General features: G+C 36.2%; 25 protein-coding genes. 7 read left to right on the top strand and 18 right to left on the bottom strand.

Annotated features, from left to right (window positions below):
- Positions 1 to 18 precede the first annotated feature (18 nt).
- Positions 19 to 219 carry a hypothetical protein gene (locus tag AB8P06_RS01370; RefSeq protein ID WP_369836861.1) on the top strand — a complete coding sequence of 67 codons (201 nt, stop codon included), beginning with the start codon at positions 19 to 21 and terminating at the stop codon, positions 217 to 219.
- A 55-nt stretch (positions 220 to 274) separates the two neighbouring features.
- On the opposite strand, the gene AB8P06_RS01365 is transcribed toward AB8P06_RS01370, so the two are convergent.
- The 4 genes from AB8P06_RS01365 to AB8P06_RS01350 all read right to left on the bottom strand — a co-directional run bounded on the left by AB8P06_RS01365 (position 275) and on the right by AB8P06_RS01350 (position 2,193).
- Entirely contained in the window at positions 275 to 637 is a 363-nt protein-coding gene (locus tag AB8P06_RS01365; protein ID WP_369836858.1) for a hypothetical protein, read from the bottom strand.
- 78 nt (positions 638 to 715) lie between these two features.
- Positions 716 to 1,075 (bottom strand): hypothetical protein, encoded by a 360-nt coding sequence (locus tag AB8P06_RS01360; RefSeq protein ID WP_369836856.1) that lies wholly within the window; start codon positions 1,073 to 1,075, stop codon positions 716 to 718.
- 17 nt (positions 1,076 to 1,092) lie between these two features.
- On the bottom strand, positions 1,093 to 1,449 hold the full coding sequence (locus AB8P06_RS01355; protein ID WP_369836854.1) for a hypothetical protein: 357 nt from the start codon (positions 1,447 to 1,449) through the stop codon (positions 1,093 to 1,095).
- A 12-nt stretch (positions 1,450 to 1,461) separates the two neighbouring features.
- Positions 1,462 to 2,193 (bottom strand): glycine-rich domain-containing protein, encoded by a 732-nt coding sequence (locus AB8P06_RS01350; protein WP_369836852.1) that lies wholly within the window; start codon positions 2,191 to 2,193, stop codon positions 1,462 to 1,464.
- Positions 2,194 to 2,312: 119 nt separating this feature from the next.
- Here AB8P06_RS01350 and AB8P06_RS01345 point away from each other — a divergent pair, with 119 nt between their 5' ends.
- Entirely contained in the window at positions 2,313 to 3,209 is an 897-nt protein-coding gene (locus AB8P06_RS01345) for a hypothetical protein (protein ID WP_369836850.1), read from the top strand.
- Positions 3,210 to 3,240: 31 nt separating this feature from the next.
- Here the strand turns inward: AB8P06_RS01345 and AB8P06_RS01340 are convergent, their stop codons facing one another.
- The 9 genes from AB8P06_RS01340 to AB8P06_RS01300 form a co-directional block, all read right to left on the bottom strand.
- On the bottom strand, positions 3,241 to 3,984 hold the full coding sequence (locus AB8P06_RS01340; protein ID WP_369836847.1) for a LytR/AlgR family response regulator transcription factor: 744 nt from the start codon (positions 3,982 to 3,984) through the stop codon (positions 3,241 to 3,243).
- A 52-nt stretch (positions 3,985 to 4,036) separates the two neighbouring features.
- Positions 4,037 to 4,312, bottom strand: coding sequence for a 2TM domain-containing protein (locus tag AB8P06_RS01335; protein WP_369836844.1), 276 nt, complete (start codon positions 4,310 to 4,312; stop codon positions 4,037 to 4,039).
- Positions 4,313 to 4,482: 170 nt separating this feature from the next.
- The gene (locus AB8P06_RS01330) at positions 4,483 to 4,761 is read right to left on the bottom strand and encodes a 2TM domain-containing protein (RefSeq protein ID WP_369836841.1); all 279 of its coding nucleotides are present in this window, start codon (positions 4,759 to 4,761) and stop codon (positions 4,483 to 4,485) included.
- Between the two features lie 392 nt (positions 4,762 to 5,153).
- Positions 5,154 to 5,717, bottom strand: a complete 564-nt coding sequence (locus tag AB8P06_RS01325) for a methyltransferase family protein (RefSeq protein WP_369836839.1) — start codon at positions 5,715 to 5,717, stop codon at positions 5,154 to 5,156.
- A 119-nt stretch (positions 5,718 to 5,836) separates the two neighbouring features.
- The gene (locus tag AB8P06_RS01320) at positions 5,837 to 6,163 is read right to left on the bottom strand and encodes a 2TM domain-containing protein (RefSeq protein ID WP_369836837.1); all 327 of its coding nucleotides are present in this window, start codon (positions 6,161 to 6,163) and stop codon (positions 5,837 to 5,839) included.
- Positions 6,164 to 6,175: 12 nt separating this feature from the next.
- Positions 6,176 to 7,492 carry a 2TM domain-containing protein gene (locus tag AB8P06_RS01315; RefSeq protein WP_369836835.1) on the bottom strand — a complete coding sequence of 439 codons (1,317 nt, stop codon included), beginning with the start codon at positions 7,490 to 7,492 and terminating at the stop codon, positions 6,176 to 6,178.
- A 140-nt stretch (positions 7,493 to 7,632) separates the two neighbouring features.
- Positions 7,633 to 8,283 carry a hypothetical protein gene (locus AB8P06_RS01310; protein WP_369836832.1) on the bottom strand — a complete coding sequence of 217 codons (651 nt, stop codon included), beginning with the start codon at positions 8,281 to 8,283 and terminating at the stop codon, positions 7,633 to 7,635.
- Between the two features lie 96 nt (positions 8,284 to 8,379).
- Entirely contained in the window at positions 8,380 to 10,617 is a 2,238-nt protein-coding gene (locus AB8P06_RS01305; RefSeq protein ID WP_369836829.1) for a TonB-dependent receptor, read from the bottom strand.
- A gap of 91 nt (positions 10,618 to 10,708) precedes the next feature.
- Complete coding sequence (locus AB8P06_RS01300) at positions 10,709 to 11,611, bottom strand: AraC family transcriptional regulator (protein WP_369836826.1); 903 nt, start codon at positions 11,609 to 11,611, stop codon at positions 10,709 to 10,711.
- Between the two features lie 153 nt (positions 11,612 to 11,764).
- Here AB8P06_RS01300 and AB8P06_RS01295 point away from each other — a divergent pair, with 153 nt between their 5' ends.
- Entirely contained in the window at positions 11,765 to 12,268 is a 504-nt protein-coding gene (locus tag AB8P06_RS01295; protein ID WP_369836823.1) for a superoxide dismutase family protein, read from the top strand.
- Positions 12,269 to 12,335: 67 nt separating this feature from the next.
- On the opposite strand, the gene AB8P06_RS01290 is transcribed toward AB8P06_RS01295, so the two are convergent.
- A complete protein-coding gene (locus tag AB8P06_RS01290) occupies positions 12,336 to 14,465 on the bottom strand; it encodes a carboxy terminal-processing peptidase (RefSeq protein WP_369836820.1) in 2,130 nt (709 codons plus the stop codon).
- Between the two features lie 144 nt (positions 14,466 to 14,609).
- Here AB8P06_RS01290 and surE point away from each other — a divergent pair, with 144 nt between their 5' ends.
- Together surE and AB8P06_RS01280 are read left to right on the top strand one after the other, a co-directional pair.
- A complete protein-coding gene (gene surE / locus AB8P06_RS01285) occupies positions 14,610 to 15,380 on the top strand; it encodes a 5'/3'-nucleotidase SurE (RefSeq protein WP_369836818.1) in 771 nt (256 codons plus the stop codon).
- Positions 15,380 to 16,045: a GNAT family N-acetyltransferase gene (locus AB8P06_RS01280; RefSeq protein ID WP_369836815.1), complete on the top strand. Its 666-nt coding sequence runs from the start codon at positions 15,380 to 15,382 to the stop codon at positions 16,043 to 16,045. Before surE ends, AB8P06_RS01280 begins: the two co-directional genes overlap by 1 nt.
- 163 nt (positions 16,046 to 16,208) lie before the next feature.
- On the opposite strand, the gene AB8P06_RS01275 is transcribed toward AB8P06_RS01280, so the two are convergent.
- From AB8P06_RS01275 to AB8P06_RS01265, 3 genes are read right to left on the bottom strand one after another with little or no spacing between them, the layout of a single operon-like run.
- Positions 16,209 to 17,612 (bottom strand): radical SAM protein, encoded by a 1,404-nt coding sequence (locus AB8P06_RS01275; protein WP_369836812.1) that lies wholly within the window; start codon positions 17,610 to 17,612, stop codon positions 16,209 to 16,211.
- 12 nt (positions 17,613 to 17,624) lie between these two features.
- Positions 17,625 to 17,861, bottom strand: a complete 237-nt coding sequence (locus AB8P06_RS01270) for a hypothetical protein (protein WP_369836810.1) — start codon at positions 17,859 to 17,861, stop codon at positions 17,625 to 17,627.
- Positions 17,858 to 18,622, bottom strand: a complete 765-nt coding sequence (locus AB8P06_RS01265) for a prolipoprotein diacylglyceryl transferase (RefSeq protein WP_369836807.1) — start codon at positions 18,620 to 18,622, stop codon at positions 17,858 to 17,860. Before AB8P06_RS01265 ends, AB8P06_RS01270 begins: the two co-directional genes overlap by 4 nt.
- Positions 18,623 to 18,693: 71 nt before the next feature.
- Between AB8P06_RS01265 and AB8P06_RS01260 the strand changes: the two genes are divergently transcribed.
- Positions 18,694 to 19,734 (top strand): GMP reductase, encoded by a 1,041-nt coding sequence (locus AB8P06_RS01260; RefSeq protein ID WP_369836805.1) that lies wholly within the window; start codon positions 18,694 to 18,696, stop codon positions 19,732 to 19,734.
- A 2-nt stretch (positions 19,735 to 19,736) separates the two neighbouring features.
- Positions 19,737 to 20,495 (top strand): DUF1835 domain-containing protein, encoded by a 759-nt coding sequence (locus tag AB8P06_RS01255; protein WP_369836803.1) that lies wholly within the window; start codon positions 19,737 to 19,739, stop codon positions 20,493 to 20,495.
- A 55-nt stretch (positions 20,496 to 20,550) separates the two neighbouring features.
- On the opposite strand, the gene fabG is transcribed toward AB8P06_RS01255, so the two are convergent.
- On the bottom strand, positions 20,551 to 21,294 hold the full coding sequence (gene fabG / locus AB8P06_RS01250; protein ID WP_369836800.1) for a 3-oxoacyl-[acyl-carrier-protein] reductase: 744 nt from the start codon (positions 21,292 to 21,294) through the stop codon (positions 20,551 to 20,553).
- Positions 21,295 to 21,437 lie beyond the last annotated feature (143 nt).

Genomic DNA, 21,437 nt, shown 5'->3' with positions numbered 1-21,437 from the left:
ACAATAAAAAAATATATTATGAAAACTACTTTAAAAAATCAGCATGCCCAAACCAATCAGGTTCTAATCTTTTTGGTGTCAGTTGTTTTCGGATATAATCTTTATCTGGCCATTGTACATCCTGAAAAATCAGATCTTGTATTGAGTATCATACTTTTGGTCATTACCTGTTTTATGTGCCGGGAATATGGTTACAAGACCAAAAAAGACCTATCATAATAAAAAAAGGGGTTGAATATTTCAAGCCCTTTTTTATTTATACTGATGTAACCGGTTACAACAGTTCGTCTTCAGCAAAAAAATAAATGATCTTACTTTCCACATCTTTCATTACAATATTGATCTCTTTTTCTATATCATCTCCATAGAAATTAATAAAAAGATCCTCTCTTGTTTTTAAGCTGCCAATCACATTATATTTTGTTTTGAAAAAACCATTGTAGGAATACATCTCTTGTCCCGAATCCAGTTTCATCTCGGTAGAATAGTCGCTTAATCTTAAATAGATTATCCCTGAAAAGGTTTTCATTTCCAGGATATGCAGGATTTTCGGGAACGGAATATGGGTTTTTTCAGCATCTTTAATTCCGTATTTTTCAATTTCTTTCAGAAAAGCATCTTTTAACGATTGTTCCACAACTATTTTCAGATAGATTTTTATTTCTGTTTTTTCACCTTTATGATTGAAAATCCGGAAGATAAAGTCTTCGGAATCCTAGCCCTGAACAATTTTAATTTCTGCCACATCAGATGATTTTTCCATGGCATATTTTCCATACCGTGAGTACACAATTAAATTTTTTATGAAATTAAATAAGATCACAACCAATACAAAAGAGAGTATCCCGACAGGAATAAGAATGACCATAAAATAAAGAAAAGATCCCACACTCTCTTTTTTATCATAAAAAAAGGAATTATAATCAAACAAGAAGATTTTAATACCGAATCCAAAAAGAAGTATGGTCAGGATAATAAACAGAACGGCTTCCCAACCTGCTCCATAACCTTGTTTGTGTAAAGGAATATTTTTGTATAAAATATTTTTTTCTATTTCTGTGAATTTTCTGCTCATTATATTTTTTTTCACGGTTAAATCTCTTTATGCTTAATTTTTGATTTTAAATCCAACTGACAAAGGATTATAAAACTTTCTATCATCAATATCAAAACAAGACATCCAACCGGCTTTCCTATCATTAATCCTTTTATCAGTTTTACTATTCCCAGCATCAAAATAAAAAACATAAAGTAAAACGATGTCTTTGAAGTACTTTTTTTAAGAGATTTCAGGATCATCACTGAAGAATAAAAACCTAACAGAAGAATTAAATAAAACTTTAAGAATTCCGGACCTTTTACCGAAATTGGATTATAAGTCTGCTGCGTAAAAATAAGCCAGATCATGCTTACCATTACCGGAACTGAGTAGCATAGTATTTTTTTCATAGCCATTATTTTTTAACCGCCGCAGCCTCCGCAACCTCCACCACAGCCACCTCCGCCGCCACAACTGGAACCGCCACTGCAGCTTGACCCTCCATCAGAATTGTTACTGCTGATATTTTTATCCTGTTCTTTATGAGTATTCCCTTCAAAAATCCATGATAAAAAACTCATGAAGATGAAAAAGCCGATTACAGATAGAATCGTAAGCATCACACCACCGAAAAAACTTCCGGAGCAGGAATATACCAGAAACAAAAGGCTGATCAGCGTAAGAAGTTTGAATGATTTTGTCCAGAATGCCAGCTTATCTTTTTTAATGATCTGATCTGTCCAGATATCTTTTGGGGCATCCTGCTGAAAAATTTCTTTGTAATGATGTAAGGTATCGGTATGCCAGTCCTGATGTTTCTTTTTTTCAGACCTTCCTCCTTTAGACGGATGATGGTGCAGTTTTCTTTTCAGGATGTTCGGGCAGAATTCTTCCCAGTAATTTTGGGTATAAATAAGGTGCATATGCCATACTTTGTCTACCGTTTCGCTCGGAGAAGCGCCATTGGGAAGGATACAGCAGAGATACACAAACTTTTTATACTCCCGGATCGCTTTTTGAGCAAAATCTAAAGTCCAGCTTTCTTCTTTAGCCAGTTTTTTTGAAAAAGGAAAATCAGCATCTGAAGCATCTAATGAAAAGCTTTGAATTCGTTTCCAAAGAGATTCATCTTTTAATAAGATTTTAGTTCCCATTGTGTTAACTTTTATTTTTCTACTCAAATATCATTTGATTTTAAAATATAAAAGTCTTACAATAATCTTTTTTGGATTTAAAAAAATCTTAAATTAGTCTTGTAAATCAAAATGAACCGATGAAAAAAGAAGATATTCTTCACCTCGAGAAACTAATGAATTTCTTAAGCCTGTATTTCCTGAAGAAAAACCATTGGGAAGATGTTACAAAAACGGAATGGTCATATATCGTCGCTGAACTTAATGACCTCATCATCAGTGATCAGGATGAAAAGAACATCAAAAAAGAAGCTGATACCCTGGGATCAAATTATCTTTATGAACATCTGATCATCAATAAATTAAAGAAATACCAGCAGAATGAAAATGCAGTATTAAGCAAACCCAATCTTGCGAAATTAAGTCTTATTGTCAGGGTTTTAGGCTATTCCAATTACATCGATTTTATCAGTTCCAATACGGAAACCTTTAATTTTAATGACCTGAGGATCGATATGAACAATGCAAAGCAAAATATTGTCCTTTTAGACCGTTTGGTAGGCTGTTGGTATTCGTACAACAGAAACTTGCCGGACAACCCTTTACAGGCCACGGAAGACCGTATCTGGCGATCTGCCATGGAAATCTACAAGTCTGAAACTTCGGGAGAATATTTTATCGAAAGAAGTGGTGGTGACCATCATAAGTATTTCGGAAAGGTTACCGCTTATTCAGATTATGTTTTTATCATTATGAACAGCAATACTTTCATCCGGCAAAGGCATTTTATTTCAAGGATAAAAGATATCCATGAAAAACTTAAGAATCCAGAATATAAGCTCCATGAATTGCATTTTATAAGTACATGTATTAGTTTTAATCAAGAGCCTATTGCCCTTTTCGAGATTTTCCGGAAGGCAGACCGGAAAAACTTTGTTCCGGATTCTATCAGCTTTCCTATTGACAGTGACGAGATCCCGGATTCAATTGTAAAGCAACTTGAAGATACCGAGGCTAACAGAATTGATTACAAATAATTGGGAGTCGATAGTTTATGGTTGACGGAAATCAGCTTACCAACCAGTCTTTGAAATCTTTCACCCGGTCACGGCTTACCGTAATTTCTTCCTGCGGCTGAAATTCCAGGTCTACTTTATAGTAAGGAGAAGTATGGATGTTTTTAATATAATCCGAGTTAATAATAAACTGCCTGTTGACACGGAAGAATTTTTTTTCATCAAGAATATCTTCGAGCTCATCTAAGGTAAAATCTGACGGATAATTCCGTTCCGAGGTTTGCAGATAAACTATTTTATTTTCGCTGAAAAAACAACTGATCTCATCCGTCTGAACAATCTTTAAGTTGTATCCTATCTTCACCAGAACTCTGGAAAGGGTGGTCTTTTCTTTTTTGATCAACTGCTTAATTTCCTGTGAACCGGAAGAGTTATCTGAGGGAATAAATGACTTGAATTTTTCTATAGCTCCCGCAAGATCTTCTTCTAAAATAGGTTTTAAAAGATAGTCGATACTGTTCAGTTTAAAAGCTTTCAGGGTATACTGATCGAAAGCCGTCGTATAAATGATGAAACCTCTTGTCGGGACTTTTTCAAAGATATCAAATGACAACCCGTCACCCAGAACGATATCTGAAAAAATAAGCTGTGGGTGCTCATTTTCAGAAAACCATTCCACCCCTTCTTCCACCGATTCTATTTTCGCAACCAGCTGTATTTCGGGGAAAACACTTAGCATTCTTTCCAGTTTTCTTGAAGCGGGTTTTTCATCCTCGATAATGATAGTTTTGATCATTGAATTACGGTTTTAGTTTTAAAATTTAAAAATAGATAAAAGTTGGCAGCTTTTAAAAATTAATAGGTTCTTTCGTTTTTTTAAGTTCTTTCTGTAGTATTTTCCTTTCCCAGTCACCATCAAAAATAAAAAGTTTGACAGCTTTTACGGTCAGAATGATTCCCCAGATGATCAATATGATTGAGCCATTGAAGATTGAAAAGTCAATTTTCCCATGTTCAAAATAATCATTGAAGAATAGTATTCCTGCTATTATTGCAAACCATGCGAGGTTTTTATAGAATTTTTTTAATTGAGCAACACGCTCATAAGCTTGTTTGTAGTCCATTGTATTGTTATTTAGGTTGTATGATGATTGTTTTTTATAAGGCTGAATTGTAAAACCGTTGAATATCAAACTGATAATCTCAGGAATAATAAAACTGAATTTCCGGTACAGATAAAGCTTTTTAGCCTTTCAGCTTTTTTGCGATTCCACAATTTTACAGATCAGTGGTTTTACAATTTCTCCTTATCCATCAATTCTTTGATTTTTTTTTCTTCCCAGTTTTTGCCGATCCCAAATACATTGATTCCGTGTGCAGCAAGCCCCATTCCCCATCCTAACATTGGCCAGAAAAACCATAAATGATCCGGAGCGGTCAAAAGGTTCAATACCGTTAAAAAAGGAATTACCAGACAGTAAGAAGTAAGATTTCCGTAGAAGCCTTTTAATTCTTTTACTCTTCTTGCTGCTTTTTCGTAAGCTAAGGCCTCTTTGTTGAATGTAGTTTCCATAATTTCTATGTTTTAAAGTTGTATTTGTTTATTTTGTTGAATCAAATGTATGACGGAAACCAGTCTCAGATCAATTTTATCTTACCGAACCGTAGAAAAGGGAGACTGAAGGGTGAAATGGAGTAAAAGGGCGAAAGAGCAAATGGCAAAAAGGCAGATGTGTGAAATTATGGAATAGTAAATTCGTAAAATGGCAAAATTGTATTGTCTGCTGTAAAAACAAAAAAACTGGCTGAAATAGGTTAACGCCCTATTTCAGCCAGTTTTTTCAGTTTTCTTATTTCTCGATTTTGCCATTTTACTCTTTCGCCTTTTCACATCCGCAATTTTGCCTTTTTGCCATTTTGCGAATCTACGATTCTGCGATTTTACACATCTACAGCTTTACTTCTTCAGTAAATAAACGGAACCAGTTTCTTCGTCATTTTTCTGTACTGGATATATTCTTCTCCGAACTGCTCCACAAGAGCCTGTTCTTCAATCTTAATTCGGTAACTGAATGTCAGAAATGGAGGAACAAATGCAAGAATAAGCGAAAGCCAGTTATTCAGGAACAATCCGAGTCCAAGAAAAGTGAGTAGAGAAAAAGCATAAGACGGATGCCTCAGGTACCGGTAAAAGCCTTCTTTTTTAATTTTATGATCTTCTTTTATGGTCACATCTACCGTAAAATATTTTCCTAAAGACCTGATGATAATCAGCCTGAAAATGATTCCTGCAAGGATAAAGAATTCTCCCAGGTAGAGGATCAGATTAGAAGATGTAATCGGAAGTTTAATGACGTAGGAAGCTGTTACTGCACCTGCAATTGATGCTATGATAACCATCCATAAAATATTGAGGGTAAAATGATCTTTTTTCAGATCTTTCGCTCCTGATTTCAGCTTTTGTTTGTAGATTATCTCACTCACAAACCAAAGTGCCATGGAAATGTAGAAAATGTAGTGTAGAGTCATTGTGAGGCTGTATTTTGTTAAACCGTAGATTCGTAAAATTGCAAAAGCTGAAAAGCAAAAAGGCTTTACTTGTACAGAAAATTTTAAATTGTTCTTATACTGTTTTATCAGTTTGATATTCAGCGATTTTGCGAATCTGCGGTTTTACGATTCTCCTTATCCATCAGTTCTTTGATCTTTTTTTCTTCCCATTTGTTTCCAAAAACAAATCCCGGTAAAAATACGCTCATTCCATAACCGATCACACCAATTCCCCAGAAAAAAGGAAGGGCAAAATACTTAAAGCTCCAGATGCTTTCTCCCGGCTTTAATTCCTTGTAATTGATAAAGAGAATAAACAGGTTTACCGCAAAATAGATGAATGTAAAAAAATAAAAATTTTTAATCCTTTTTACTTTTCGTCGCGCTTCTTTATAGCGGATATCGTTTTCGTCAATATGTTCCATGATTATTGGTATTTAACGTTTGTTTTCTTTTTCTAAAATTTCCCGGATCTTCCGGTCTTCCCAGTTTTTCCCGATGGCAAAAACACTCATTCCGTGTGCTGCAAGGCCAATTCCCCACCCCAACATTGGGAAGTAAAACCATATGTGTTTTGGAGAGGTGATCAGGTTTATAATAATCAGAAACGGAATGACGATGCAATAAGAAATAAGGTTTCCGTAAAATCCTTTGATCTCTTTTACTCTTTTCTGGGCTCTTTCGTAGGCTTTATCCTTATCTTCAGTTTTAATACTGACTGTGTTGGGTTTATCTGATAAAACCGGAAGCTTTACTTTAAAATAATCTTCTGATTTTTCAATAAAAACATTTCTTTTGGTAAGCAGTGAATAACGCTGGACAATATTCGCCAGTCCTATTCCTGCACTTTCTTTCATCTGCTCTCTTACCTGAAGGTTATTTTCAATACAGAGGGTATCGTTTTCAGAAAATATTTTAATGATCAAAGGTTTTGAGGAAGTCGCAAAATTGTGTTTGATACAGTTTTCCAGCAACAACTGCAAAGAAAGTGGAACAACGTATCTTCTGTAATCTTCTTTTCTGACATCAAAAATAAAGTCTACGCTGTCTTCAAATCTGGTTTTCAACAATTCACAATAGGTTTTCGCAAATTCTATTTCATCTTCAACGGTAACGAGCTCTTTGTCTTTCTGTTCTAAAACGTAACGGTAAATCTTTGACATTGAAGCCGTAAACTTCTGAGCCTGTTTCGGGTTTTCATCAATTAGCGAGCTTAAAACGTTTAATGAATTAAAAAGGAAATGCGGGTCCAACTGGTTTTTCAGGCTTTCGAACTGTGCATTGGCCGATTTTGCGATCAGCTTCTGTTCTACGACTTCTTTTTTGGATGTTTTCTTAAGCTCTTCCATAAAGCTTCTGGCATGAAGAAAAGCAGAGATCAGCAGGGCAATATTCACCATAAACCAATTGATGAAATTATATTTTCCGGAGAAAAATTCTTCCGTAGTCGCATCTTTCTGAAAAATCACAAAATTGACATAGTTACAGAAATACACTAAAACAAAATTGGCTATAAGAATGGAAATAACGCTTATAAAAGCTCTTTTTGTCGTTGCTTCAGACCAGGGAAACTTTTTATTCAGAAAGTCGTTAATCACTCCGTTTCCTACGCCCAGGAAAAAGGTGTACAGTGTAGAGATGAGGAAGGAAAGCACAAAGTTTTCAATGGTTTTCTCTTCTGTAAAAAAGAAAAAGAAAAACAATGCGGTTCCTATGGATACCCAAAGCAGTACGATAAGGTTTTTGCGTTTCATTACTAAATTTCTTAATTCAAAATTAGTTGATATTAAGTGTCCCGAAAATTATTTTTTACCGAACCGTTGATTTTAGCAACCGAATGGCAAAAATAAAAGCCTCCCGTTTCCGGAAGACTTTCAGTATTTTTAATTCAGCGTTATTTAGCCGGCTGATTAATGAAATATTCAGCTTCTGATTTACCCCAGTTTGGGTCTAATGAAGTTTTAGGAGTGTATGTATTAAATTTTGCCAGGGCCTGTTTAAACATTTCAATTCCTTTAGTTTTACTTCCGCCGTATTGTTCAGGTGTAAAATAAGTATCTTCAGCCTTAATCAGAGCAATTCTCGGATTTTCCGGGTCTAATTTTTCAGCAATTTTAAGCTCTTCTGCCGCTTTTGCGCCGTCTGTCATATATCTTTGCTGAGGATTGACCATCATTCTTAAAGAATATGACATTTTTTTCAACAGATGAATCTCGGCATTATCTTTAGGATCAACACTCTGAGCGGCATCAAGATACTTCTGTGCCTGCCCTGCAATATTATCAAGCTCATCCATCTTACCGTCTCTCATCAGTACTCTTCCTTTCTGAATAAATGAGAAAGCCGTGTAATAGTAAGGCTGCCATTTTGATTCTTCTTTTCCTGCTATTCTGTGGAAATCATTCACCAATACCTGGAAATCTTCAGCTGATTTGCATGTTTCAAGCTTAGCGATTTTTTCGGTCATTATTTTTTCATAATCAGCCTGAGCAAAAGCGGATATGCTCATGAAAGCTAAAGCAAAACTTAATAGATATTTCTTCATTATTTCTAATTTTTTAAAAGTTAGTTTATATAGTATTCAAAGATATGTATTTAATCTCTATAATTAAATCTTAAAATCGGGTGTTTATTGTCATTTTTATAAATTATTATTGATTGCATCCTGTGTTTTATCAACACCAAAACTGATAAAAGCGCCTATGAAAACAAAGGTATTGACGGGCGGAACTACTGCAGAGCTTCTTGCCGGGTTATCCGATATTGAAAAATTATATCCGTACACATTTTTGGTTCCCAGAACGTTTGAAATACTCAATACAAAAACGGTAAAAGCTTTGGCATCTTTCTTCCCAAGATTCGGAAGATAGTTGAAGCTCAGATTCAATGCGTTGTAATCTTTTAACCTTCCTTCGTGGCGGATAACATTCACCTCATTTTCTGTTATGATATCATAATAAGGGCGGCCTTTTGCATAGGTGTAAGATAAATTTACTCCGGTTTTCCACTCGGGAATGAATCTTTTAGCAACCACAGAAAGAGTATGTTCGGAGGCAAAGTTCGGTTTTAAGCTCATCGGATAATTCATAAAATCTCTTTTTGAATCTAAAAATGAATAGCTGATCCAGTAATCTATGTTTTCAAAAGTTTTCTTATCTCTCCAGAAAACCTCCAATCCTTTTGCATAGCCGTAACCATCATTATTAACAGCTGACTGAACGGGCTGATTCTGATTATTGATATTGGCAATATTCATTACTTTTGTCAGCTGATCATATTGCTTATAAAATGCTTCAAATCTTAAGCTTCTGCCTTCTGATGATCTTTGAAGCTGGAAGATATAATGCTGGGATTTCTGAAAGTCTAAATCAGCCGGAGCATTGATATACTTGCTTTCAGGGTTCTGATAGAAAAGGCCATAAGCAATGGAAGTCGTCCAGTCTTTAGCCAATCGATAAGCTAATGCAAAACGGGGGGCAATATTGCTTTTGTTCAGGAAAGATGAGTTTTCTGCCCTCAATCCTATTTTTGCGGACAACTGATTGCTGAATCCTAAATCTGTTTCAACAAATACGGAAGAAATCAGATCTTTATAATGTTTATTAACGGTTTCAAAATTCAGCTTTTCATCAGTGTTATTGAATTCAAAACCACCTCTTAACGCACTGATTTTATTGATTTTTCTTTCTAAAACCGCTTTAAAATTGATATAATTTCCGTCTGTTAATAATTGGGTCTTCGAGGATTCCACTTCGTCGGTTTCCGTTGAGAAATTAAGGTCTGACCTGTTATACGAATAGGAAGTGCCTGCATTCAAAAGGTATTTTCCGAATTTCTGCTTAAAAGATAAATTATGATAGGTGTTTTTCCCTTTTAATCTTACCAGAGTAAAATCATATCCGGGTTCAAGGCTTTCTGATCTTACCCCCATTTTATTGGAGTCATACATCCCGTAATATTTGAAAAAGCCGCCGGATTTTGTTTTAATCCTGAAATTGAAATCCCCGTTTAATCCTTGAGGTGCATCAATAAAATCGGTATTGAAATTAAATACATTCTGCATCAGGCTCAGGAGGGAATATCCTAAAGTAGCTCCGTAAGAATGGTTTTTATCTTCGCTCAGTTTCTGAAACCCTGCACTTAAAAAGATCGGTGAAATTCCAAAATCATAGGAACTCTGATCCGGCAGATCCACACTTTCTAGCATCAGTGCCCCGGAAAGCGCCTGTCCGTATAAAGCCGAATAACCGCCGCTTGAAAATATATTTCCTTTAAAAAGAGAGGTATTAAACCTGTCTCTTCCTGCAATTCCCGGAACTGAATTTGAGAAATAATTATTGATAAGGCTTCCATCCATAAAAATCTTAGCTTCTGTTCCTGTACCGCCACGGATAAATAAGCCTTCTGTTTCCCCTACTTTCTGAACTCCGGGAAGATAATTCAGCGCCGATGAAATTTGTCCGTCTGCCCCTGCCGTTGTATAAATATCAATGGGTGACAGCAAAGCCGTCGCTCTTTTTTTATCACTTGCTTCTATGGATCCTGCTGAAACAACCACGGCATCGATTTCGTTGATCTGTTCTTTCAGCTCAGCGTTGACAGAAATTTCCTGATTTTCAATGACAACAGGTTTTTCAACATCGATGTATTTGGGATGGGTAAAAGTCAATATATGATTTCCCTTTTCAGTGGTTTCAAAGGAAAAATTTCCGTTTGAATCTGTAGTGGCACCATCATACGTGTTTTTCAAGGTGACATTTACCTCTCCCACTCCTTTATTCCTGAAAGTTACTTTTCCTGTGATCTTCACCTGAGAGTAACTGATAATAAAGGATAAAAAAGCAATAAAAAATAATAATTTCTGTTTCACAGTTTTCATGGTGTTAATTTTCGGATCAAAAATACTATTGAAAAACCTTCCGGTAAAAATTTTCTTACCGAAAGGTATACTTTAGGGTCTGAATCGCAAATTAGTGGATGGGAATACAAAAATCTACCCACATTTTACCTTCGGGATGTTCTTTAAAGTTGGAATGATAGATTTCAAAAGGGAAGGCTTTTCTCATTGTATGGCCGTTTTCATTCATCCACAGAAACAAAGAAACCCAACATTCTTCAAAATTGTTCAGGGTGACTTCTCCGTTTCCTACGATAAACTTTCCGGCATCAATGACTTCGGGAAAAATTTCTCCTTCCTGCTCTTTCAGTTTTTCCTCCAACAGCATGCAGGCATGAATTCTCACTTTTTCAGGTGGTGTTACCTTAAAACTGTCGTGGTATACGGAAATCATTTTAACATGGTCATTGGGAAATAAATGTTTCTTTTTTGCCCATTCAATTAAAACCCCATAAGAAGGCTCTACATTTGCAATACCAAGACTCATTACAGAAGCAAGATTCATTTCCTGCAGATCTGTCACTTTAATTTTTAAATTCATTTTCGTCCAGTTTAATAAGTTTTCGACATTGCAAATGTATTGGTCGAAAACCGTATCAACTTGTCCGTTCTTGCTTTCTGTTGTTAAGATCTTGTGAAAGCTTTCAGGGGCGGAACGGCGGAATTCTGAAGGAGATACCCCATAATATTTTTTAAAGGTTTTATTGAACACCGAATGGTCTGAAAACCCAAGTTCCAGATATATTTCTTTAATTCCAATGGTTTTCTTTACCGCCAGATAGAATGCACTTTTCTCAATTTTCTTCCGGATGATATAATTTTGAAGTGTTTCTCCGGTGATCATTTTAAAAATCCTGTGAAAATGGAATGGTGAATAGGCTCCTACTCCCGCAATTTTTTCCAGATTCAGCCGAGCATCAAGATGGTTATCGATATATTGGATTGTTTTTACGATTCTCTTTTTATATTCTTCCAACGTTTTTTTATCCGTAAAAATATAAAGATTAGTGAAAGCTCTGTTGTATTTTATTGCGTAATTCCCGAAAACAGACTTGAATCATAAAGTGTTTTAAAAAAATATTTTTAATTTTATAAGATTATTAAATAAATCACTTTAAATCATTTAAAAATGAATCTACAAAAATTAGCATTATTAGCAGGATGTGCGCTGTTTGCTGTTTCTTGCGGAACAACAAAAACGTACACGGTAAACGCTAAGAGCGGAACACAAACGGGAGGAACTGCAAAGTTTACCCAGAGTGGAAATGAGGTGGTAATGAAACTTGACGTTACCAACCTTACTCCGGGAATCCATGCTGTGCACATCCATGAAAAAGGAGATTGCTCTGCAGCAGACGGAACTTCTACAGGAGGACACTGGAATCCGGCAAAAGATGATCATGGTAAATGGGGTGCCGAACATTTCCATATGGGAGATATCGGGAATTTAGTGGCAGACCAGAGCGGAAATGCAATGTTGACCTTCAAAACGGACAAATGGTGTCTGGGATGTACTGACGAATCTAAAAACATCATCGGAAAAGGTCTTATTGTACATGCAGCAGCAGATGATTTCCATACTCAGCCTACAGGGAATGCAGGCGGAAGAGTGGGATGTGTAGAGATTAAATAATCAATCTTTCAATCTTAATAAAAAAGCCACTGATGAGAATTAGTGGCTTTTTTATGTTTGCTTTATTTTATGATTTTACGCTCATGTCTGCAACGATGTTCATTGCTTCCTGAAGGTAAGGATCTTTCTTAAGATTTTTGATCCACATTTCAGATTTCTTCCTGAATGCTTCGTCTTTTTTCTCTCTTTCGATTTCTCCCGGATACATCATAAACTGAAGGCCATTTTCAAATTTGCTCAATGCTTTGAACTTCTCGATCTGAGCTTTTCTCTGCTTCATCAATTCATTGAATTTATTGATGTTAAGGGTAATTGTTTCTTCTTTATCCAGCTTCTCTCTCCATTGTGCTGACTCCAGTAACAGCTGATAATTGCTGTTTTTAGCCATTCTGCTCTCACTTGCTTTTTCCAGTGCGTTGATATCGAAATAGTTTAGCTTCTGGAAGCTTGTTCCCGGAATTTTATCCCAAGCTAAAGCATAATCATCATATCTTTCCCCTACTTCTGCATAGGTAAAGAAGTCTTTCATCTGAATATCCGAAACAATTCCTTTTCTCTGGGTAGATTCTCCCGTAATTCTGTAAAACTTCTGAATCGTCAGTTTTAAAGATCCAAAGTCATCTTCGGTATTTAAGAACCTGTTTAAGTCTACAAAAGTCTGTACCGTACCTTTTCCAAATGATTGTGGAGAACCGATGATCATTGCTCTTCCATAATCCTGCATTACTCCTGCTAAAATTTCTGAAGCTGAAGCTGACAGCTCATTCTGCATGATGACTAGCGGACCTGTCCAGATCGGAGTTTCGTTTTTATTTTTTAAAGTCTGGATTTTTCCGTTTCCGTCTTTCACCTGAACATAAGGTCCTGCATTCATGAAAAGCCCCATAATATCTCCAACTTCCGTTAAAGATCCACCGCCATTATTTCTTAAATCCAAAACAATTCCTTCAATATTCTGGGATTTCAACTTAATGATCTCATTTTTAATATCATCGGAAGCGTTTCTTCCTTTTGCATCCTCGAAGTCGGCATTAAAGCTAGGCAGGTTGATAAACCCGTATTTTTTACCATTCGGAGAATTTACAACAATACTTCTTGCGAAAGTATCTTCAATAGCCACTTCCTCACGAATCATCGTTACATCTTTAATCGTCCCGTCTTTTTTCTGAACCGTTAAAGTTACCGGAGTTCCCTTTTCCCCTCTGATCAATCTTACTGCTTCATCTGAAAGCATTCCTACCACATTTACGGCATCTTCTTTCGGTTTGGATTTTACTTTTAAGATTTTATCGCCTTCGGAAAGCTGTTTTGATTTCCAGGCCGGAGCTCCGATCGTTAAAGCACCCAGATAAAGATTTCCTTTTTTCTCCTGGATAATAGCACCGATCCCGATAACTTTTCCTGCAAACTGGGTATCAAAGTCTTCTTTATCTTTTGGAGAATAATAGTTGGTATGCGGGTCGAAAACCTCAGTATAAGCATTCATATACACCGTAAACCAATCCATTTTTTTTCTTTTCTTGAATCTTGTAAAGGTTTCTTTTACCAGGTCTTTTACTTCATCCGTAGCTTTTACTCTCTTCTGTTCAGGAGTAAGGATTTTAAGCTTAATCGTGTCTTTCAGATTATATTTCTGTACGGAATCTTTCTTTTCTTTCTGCGCTTCTTCTTTGCTGTTCATCGACTCAATTTCCTGAAGGATATTGTATTTGATGAATTTTTTCCACTCATTATATTGTTCCTGCTTATTGGCAGGTACTTTTTTAAGTTTGGGTTCCAAAGTCAGGTTTTCATCTTCTTCCAGATTGATCGGCTTACTGAAAATATCCTGGGTAATCTGGTCAATTTCATCTACCCTTTGGTATAGCCTGTCGATGGTAAGTTTATAGAAAGTTAAATCTCCGAGATTCAGATAATCATCCAGCTTCAATTCGTGCTTACTGAACTCATCCATATCCGATTGAAGGAAATATCTTTTTGCCGGGTCTACCAGTTCGAAATAATGCTTGTAAACATCTTTTGAGTAAGCATCATTGATGGGTTTCGGGCTGTAATGTAAATAAGAAAGGGTATTCTTTACACTCACCATTATCGTCTGCATCTTTTCATCATCATTTTTAGGCGAGTTGAAACAAAACATTAGACTTGTCAATGGAATTAGGAGTAAAAATTTATTTAGCTTAAAATTTTTCCACATAAATCTGTAATGTATTTTATTAATTTTTTAAAAGTATCTCAATTAGTAGTAATATTTAAATTACTGTTACAAACTATCAAATTTAATACCTTATTTACAAATATCAGATAGTTTTGAGTATTTTTGTTAAAATTAAAATATTTTATGGAAAGACCACTTATTCTGGTTACTAATGATGACGGAATTACAGCACCTGGTATCAGAAATCTTGTAAGTTTTATGAACGAAATCGGAGAAGTAGTAGTTGTAGCACCCAACTCTCCACAAAGCGGTAAAGGCCACGCCATTACCATTAATTCTACCTTAAGTTACGAAGAAGTACAGCTTGATGGCCCGCAAATCGATTTTTCTTGCAGCGGAACTCCTGTTGACTGTGTAAAAATGGCTCTTGATAAAATTTTACCGAGAAGACCGGACATCGTTGTTTCAGGAATTAATCACGGTGCCAATTCTTCTATTAATGTGATCTATTCCGGGACTATGTCTGCAGCGGTAGAAGCCGGTGTAGAAAATCTTCCTGCAATCGGTTTTTCATTGCTGGATTTCAGCTGGGAAGCAGACTTTACCCAGGCAAAAGAGCATATTCAAAATATTGTCAGAAGAACTTTAGAAAACCCAATGCCTAAAGGTGTTGTGCTAAACGTAAATATCCCCAAGCTTTTAAAGGAGGAAATAAAAGGCATCAAAGTCTGCAAGCAGGCTAAGGCAAAATGGGAAGAAAGTTTTGATGAAAGGGTAAATCCTCATGGAAAAAAATATTACTGGCTGACAGGATATTTCAACAATATGGATGATTCTGAAGATGCTGACGAAACAGCTCTGGCAAACGGATATATCTCGATTGTTCCTGTAAAGTTTGATCTGACAGCGTATGAATACATGAAAACCCTGGAAGAGGTAATGAATTTTGATTAATGTACGGTAAATTAGATAATCCTGTCTATCATTCACTTAATGAAACTCATGAAAAGTTCTGCTTAAACTTCGGAGATTCTAAGTTTTACAATCCAGAAGTAGCGGCTTTCGGAGGCTCAACAGATTTTGCGAAAGAAAAAGACATCACGGAATACTCAAAGCTCTGTGATGATTTTCTTATTTTCGGGGCGAAACCTGATACGGGAAATTTCAAAACGGAATTATCCACGCTGGTCTGTGACCAATATGTTCTGGAAAACAGAATTGAACTGGATTTTACTGAAGATTTTATCCTTTTGAAGGAAGAACATCACGATGAGCTGCTCGGTTTTGTTAAAAGGTTTTATCCGCATTATTTCAAAAACAGAACCCCCGAATTAGGACGTTATTTTGGAATTTTTAAAGATGATAAACTTGTGGCCGTAACGGGTGAAAGAATGCAGATGAATGATATGACCGAAATAAGCGCCGTAATCACCGATACGGATTACTTAGGAAAAGGATATGCAAAACAGCTTGTGGCATTTGTTTCAGGAAAGATATTTGAAGACAACAAAACTCCTTTTCTTCATGTTGCCGAAACGAATTCCGGGGCTAAGAAGCTTTACGAAAAACTGGGATTTAAGCATCGTGGGAAAATAAACTTATGGGGTGTTAAAAGATGATTTTAACGCCTTTTTGAATAATTTCTCTCGCTGATTTTGCAGATAATGCAGGTTTAATGAACTATTTTAACTTTTGATTTCCGGATAGCATTGTGGAAAGTCTTGTTTTAAAATGTCTTACAATATCGACTTGCGGATTTGTGAAATCAGTAGTTAATACAATTTAAAATAAAATTTTATCTTCTTTTCTTAATTCTTCCAGGTATTTGATTTTGTCATCTCTGTAAAAAAGGTTCATCGTTTCAAAAGGAATTAATTTTAAATCTTTATTTACAATGTGGACACAGGATTTCTTCACCGCCCTCACATCAAAATCATGGGCATCCATAAAATTCATAATAATGATTCTGAAAAGATTATCATAATCCAGATCGGGAGCTGAAACTTCAGGGAGACAGCAAAGTAACTGATTTACTTTAGGCTTTACTTTATCTACGGAAATTCCGGTACTGAAAATATTCAGGAGCTGCATGTGAAGACCTTTATCCTGTTCATAAACAATCGTATTTCGCGATTCATTATTCAGCAGATCAGCAGGGTTGATATATCGTGTTAAAGGAATCGTTTCACCTTCAAGCTTTAATATATATCCCATCGCCAATGCATCAGGATTGCATGGAACCGGAATAATATCATCAGAATTTAAAAGCGGAAACTGATCAATAATTTCCTGTCGTACTTCTGTTAAAGTAATTTTCTCATGGGCAGAGTCTTCCCTGTTTCTTCCCGCAATTTCCACCGGCTGGAAAGTAATTCCCCTTACACATTTCTGTTTCAGGGCAAATTCAATGATCTTTCCTATTTCATCGATATTTTTTCCTTTCTGAAGTACAATAACCAAAGTAGTGGAAAGATTAAGTTCATTCAATTTCTCTAAAGCTTTCATCCGTACATCGGTAAGGTCTTTTCCTCTGAAATCCTGAAGAACTTCAGGTTTAAAGGAGTCAAACTGAAGATACACTTCAAATTCCGGAGCATAGGTCGCCAGTTTTTCAGCAAATCCCGGATCATTGGCAATTCTTATTCCATTGGTATTCAGCATCAGATGCTTGATCGGTTTTGACTTGGCGATATCCATGATTTTGAAGAACTCAGGATGAATGGTAGGTTCTCCGCCACTGATCTGCACAACATCCGGTTCGCCTTCATTTTTTACAATGACATCCAACATCGCTTCTATTTCCTCCAAGCTTCTATGACTTCCGTAATGCGGTGAAGACATGGCATAGCAGGTAGGACAGGTCAGATTACAACGGTCCGTTACTTCAACAATGGAAAGACAACTATGCTGCTCATGATCTACACAAAGCCCACAGTCATAAGGGCATCCGTATTCCACATCAGTCCCGAAATGAAGTGGCATTTCCGAAGCTTTATTATAATTTCTGATGTTTTTATAATAATGGACATCTGACGCTATCTTTGTTTTGAAAAAACCATGATCGGGACATCTTTTGGTCATAAAAACCGCTTCGTCCTCTATAATGATTTTTGCACCTACCCTTTTCAGGCATTCCGGGCAGAGGCTGATGGTATAATCGTAATATGTATAATTTCTTACCGGCATAGTTTTAATTTTTTAAAGTCCGCCACCGCAGATATAGCCGCTTATTAATCCACAGACCAACAAGCAAATAACCATTGTTTGTATAAATTGTTTTTTTGAAAATTTTCTTCCGTCTTTCGATTCGTAAATCAATTTTACAAAAAGAGCAACGATCAATGAAATAAAGAGTGCACCAATAATAATGATCCCAACAATCATCACTACCACTCCACCCAGATTACCCCCTTCCAATAATGTTAAGGCTTTCATATTTCAATTGTTTTTTGGTTATACATTAAATCTCCGGTATTTTTTATTTTATAAATGTAATAAATAATTACACCAATACACACAATTTGAATCGTTCCCAGATTTCCGATAATTTCCACCCTTGGTTTGATAAAATCCAAAAGAAATCTGAATGTAAAATAGCTAAGCATAAACAGCTGAAATATAAACCCGGACGGGTATTTACTGTTTTTTACCATTCTTTTTAAATAAGCCCAGAGAAGAATTAAAAATACAATTTCATACAGCGCAACAGGATGCCTCAGATACTGATCTCCGAGATGCATTCCGAAAATGAAATTGGTGGGAACACCATATGTTTCTTCATGAATTCCGGTTAAAAAGCAGCCTATTCTTCCTATAATAATGGCAAGCATCAGAGGAAATACAATTAAATCTCCTGTACTTCCTTTATGCCTGACTATTTTTTTCGCCAGCTCTACACCGATCAGTCCAAAAGCAAGCCCGCCGACAATTGTATTATTAGACCAGATTTCCTTTAGTGAAAACTTTTCAAACAAAGCATAAGGATTTTCCAGGTTTCCGATCAGTTTCGATCCGAATAAGGCTCCGGCTGTAGCACCGATAAGAATTGCCGCGGAGATATTGAACGAAAGTTTCTCCGAAGATTTTCTTTTGAGATAGAAATAATAACGCATTCCGATAAATATTCCCAATGTTTCAAAAACAGGGTGTGCCAGAACCGTTTTGCCGAAAATCTGAAAAGTAACAGGAAAATCCATTAATTCAAAAGTAAGATATTTCAGATAATTTGCTAATTTTATTTGGTAAACAAATAAATCATTTACACAAAATGCGAATAGAATATGATATAAAACTGGGATTTAAGGATGTAATGTTCCGCCCTAAGCGTTCTACATTAAAATCCCGTTCAGAAGTTGATTTAGAAAGAGAATTTACTTTCAGACATACGAAAAAGAAATGGAAAGGAACTCCTGTTATTGCTGCTAATATGGATACGGTAGGGACTTTCGAAATGGCTGTTGAACTTGCTAAAGATAAAATCATTACTGCCATTCACAAGCATTATTCCGTGGAAGAATGGAGCACATTTTTACAAAATCAGCCGGAAAGCATTTACCAATATATCGCTTTAAGTACCGGAACCGGGAAATCTGACGAAGAAAAAATCAGACAGATTCTTGAAAACCATCCAAAAATCGAATTTCTTTGTATTGATGTAGCCAATGGTTATTCTGAGCATTTCGTTGATTTTGTGAAGCGCGCAAGGGCCAATTTCCCGGATAAAATTATTATCGCAGGGAATGTGGTTACCGGAGAAATGGTAGAAGAGCTTCTTCTGGTAGGTGCAGACATTATAAAAGTAGGGATAGGACCTGGTTCTGTTTGTACCACCCGGGTAAAAACGGGAGTCGGATATCCGCAATTGTCAGCAATTATCGAATGTTCTGATGCAGCTCATGGCCTTGGCGGGCATATCATTGCAGACGGTGGCTGTAAAGTTCCCGGAGATGTTGCGAAAGCTTTTGGCGGCGGTGCAGATTTTGTCATGTTGGGCGGAATGTTTGCCGGGCACGATGAAAGTGGTGGTGAAATGATCGAGGAAAATGGTAAAAAATACCGTTTGTTTTATGGGATGAGCTCAAAAACCGCTATGGATAAACATTCAGGAGGTGTTGCAGAATACAGGGCTTCTGAAGGGAAAACCGTAAAAGTAGCTTACAAAGGTCCCGTTTCAGAAACAGTGAAAGATATTTTAGGCGGCGTACGTTCTACATGTACTTATGTGGGGGCTTCAAAACTCAAGGAATTATCAAAACGAACCACTTTTATAAGGGTTCAGGAGCAGGAAAACCAGATTTTTAAAGATTAACATTGAAAAAAACATTTCACATAACAAATGGCGATTATCTTGCTGAAGATCTGAAGAAAACTTCGATCGCCGGCGAGATTATTGTTTGTCGCGAAGCATTAATTTCAGGACCTTTACAATCGGATTCTATTGATCATTTCTGGGAAATAAGATCTGAATTTGTTTCGGAAGAATATGAAGCCGGACAGCAAAGCTATTATAAAAAAGTTGTTCCGGAATTTCAAAGAATACTGGATATTCCTGAAAACGCAGACGTGAATCTCTGGTTTGAAGATGATCTGTTTTGCCAGACCAATCTGTGGTTTTGTCTTTCTCTACTTTCTGAAAAGAAAAATATCCGGGTTTTCAGAGTTTTTCCCCAGATTCCTGATGGTGAAGATCACTGGAAAGGATTTTCTTTATCCGACAGCCATGCATTAGAAGAATCTTATCGGTTAAAAACAGAATTCGGGGAAGAAGATATCCGGTTAGGAGCACATCTTTGGGATGCCTATAAAAATCAGGATAAGAGTCAATTGCACCAATTATCGGAAAATCAACCTGTTGGTTTCAGATATCTAAAAGAAGTAACTGATGCTTATTGTAACACTTTTCCTGAAAATACATCATTGACCAATCCTGAAGTTTTCGTAAAAAATTTAGCAGAAAGTGGGATCAGGGATTTTAATATCGTCTTTAAAGAGTTTCAGCAGAAGTTCGGAATATACGGTTATGGTGATTTTCAGGTGAAAAACATGTACAATAAAGCCATTAATGAATAATAAAAAAATCCGCCATTTATGTGACGGATTTTTTATTTTATGCAGAGACAGTCGGTTATGTTAACATCCCGCCATCAACGTTTAATGTTTGTCCTGTAATATAAGCTGACATCTCGCTTCCCAGGAATACACATGCATTTGCAATATCTTCAGGCTGTCCGCCTCTTTTCAATGGAATTCCTTCTCTCCAGCCCTGAACTGTTTTCTCATCTAAAGCAGCTGTCATTTCAGTTTCAATAAATCCGGGCGCAATAGCATTACAACGGATATTTCTTGATCCTAATTCCAGGGCAACAGATTTTGTAAACCCGATAACTCCGGCCTTGGAAGCTGCATAATTGGCCTGGCCCGCATTTCCTTTCACTCCTACTACCGATGTCATATTGATGATAGACCCCGATTTTGCCTTCATCATTGGCTTGATAACCGCTTTTGTAAGGTTGAATACCGAATCTAAATTTACTTTGATAATCATATCCCAATCGTCTTTTGACATTCTCAGCAATAAATTATCTCTTGTAATTCCTGCATTGTTGATCAGAATATCTATTTTCCCAAACTCAGCCATTACTTCATCTACTAATTTTTGAGCTGCATCATAATCTGATGCATCAGATTGGTAACCTTTGATTTGAGTTACAGAACTTAAAGTCGCTTCTAATTCTTTAGCTTTGTCTACAGATCCGGCGTATGTAAATGCTACTTTAGCTCCCTGTTGAGCAAAAATTTCAGCAATTCCTCTTCCGATTCCTCTTGTAGCTCCGGTAATTAGTGCTACTTTTCCTTCTAATAGTTTCATATTTATGACAATTATTTTTCTTTTAATTCATTAGTCAAGTGTAGATTGGCTAATTTACTATTATTTAATTTTACCAAAATTAAACGTGCGCAAAGATATTATAAAATGTTATTCAAAGCATTTTAAATCATTATTTTAGTAAA

The sequence above is a fragment of the Chryseobacterium tongliaonense genome (assembly GCF_041224435.1).
Lineage (GTDB): Bacteria > Bacteroidota > Bacteroidia > Flavobacteriales > Weeksellaceae > Chryseobacterium > Chryseobacterium tongliaoense.
This window is presented reverse-complemented; position numbering and strand designations above follow the sequence as displayed.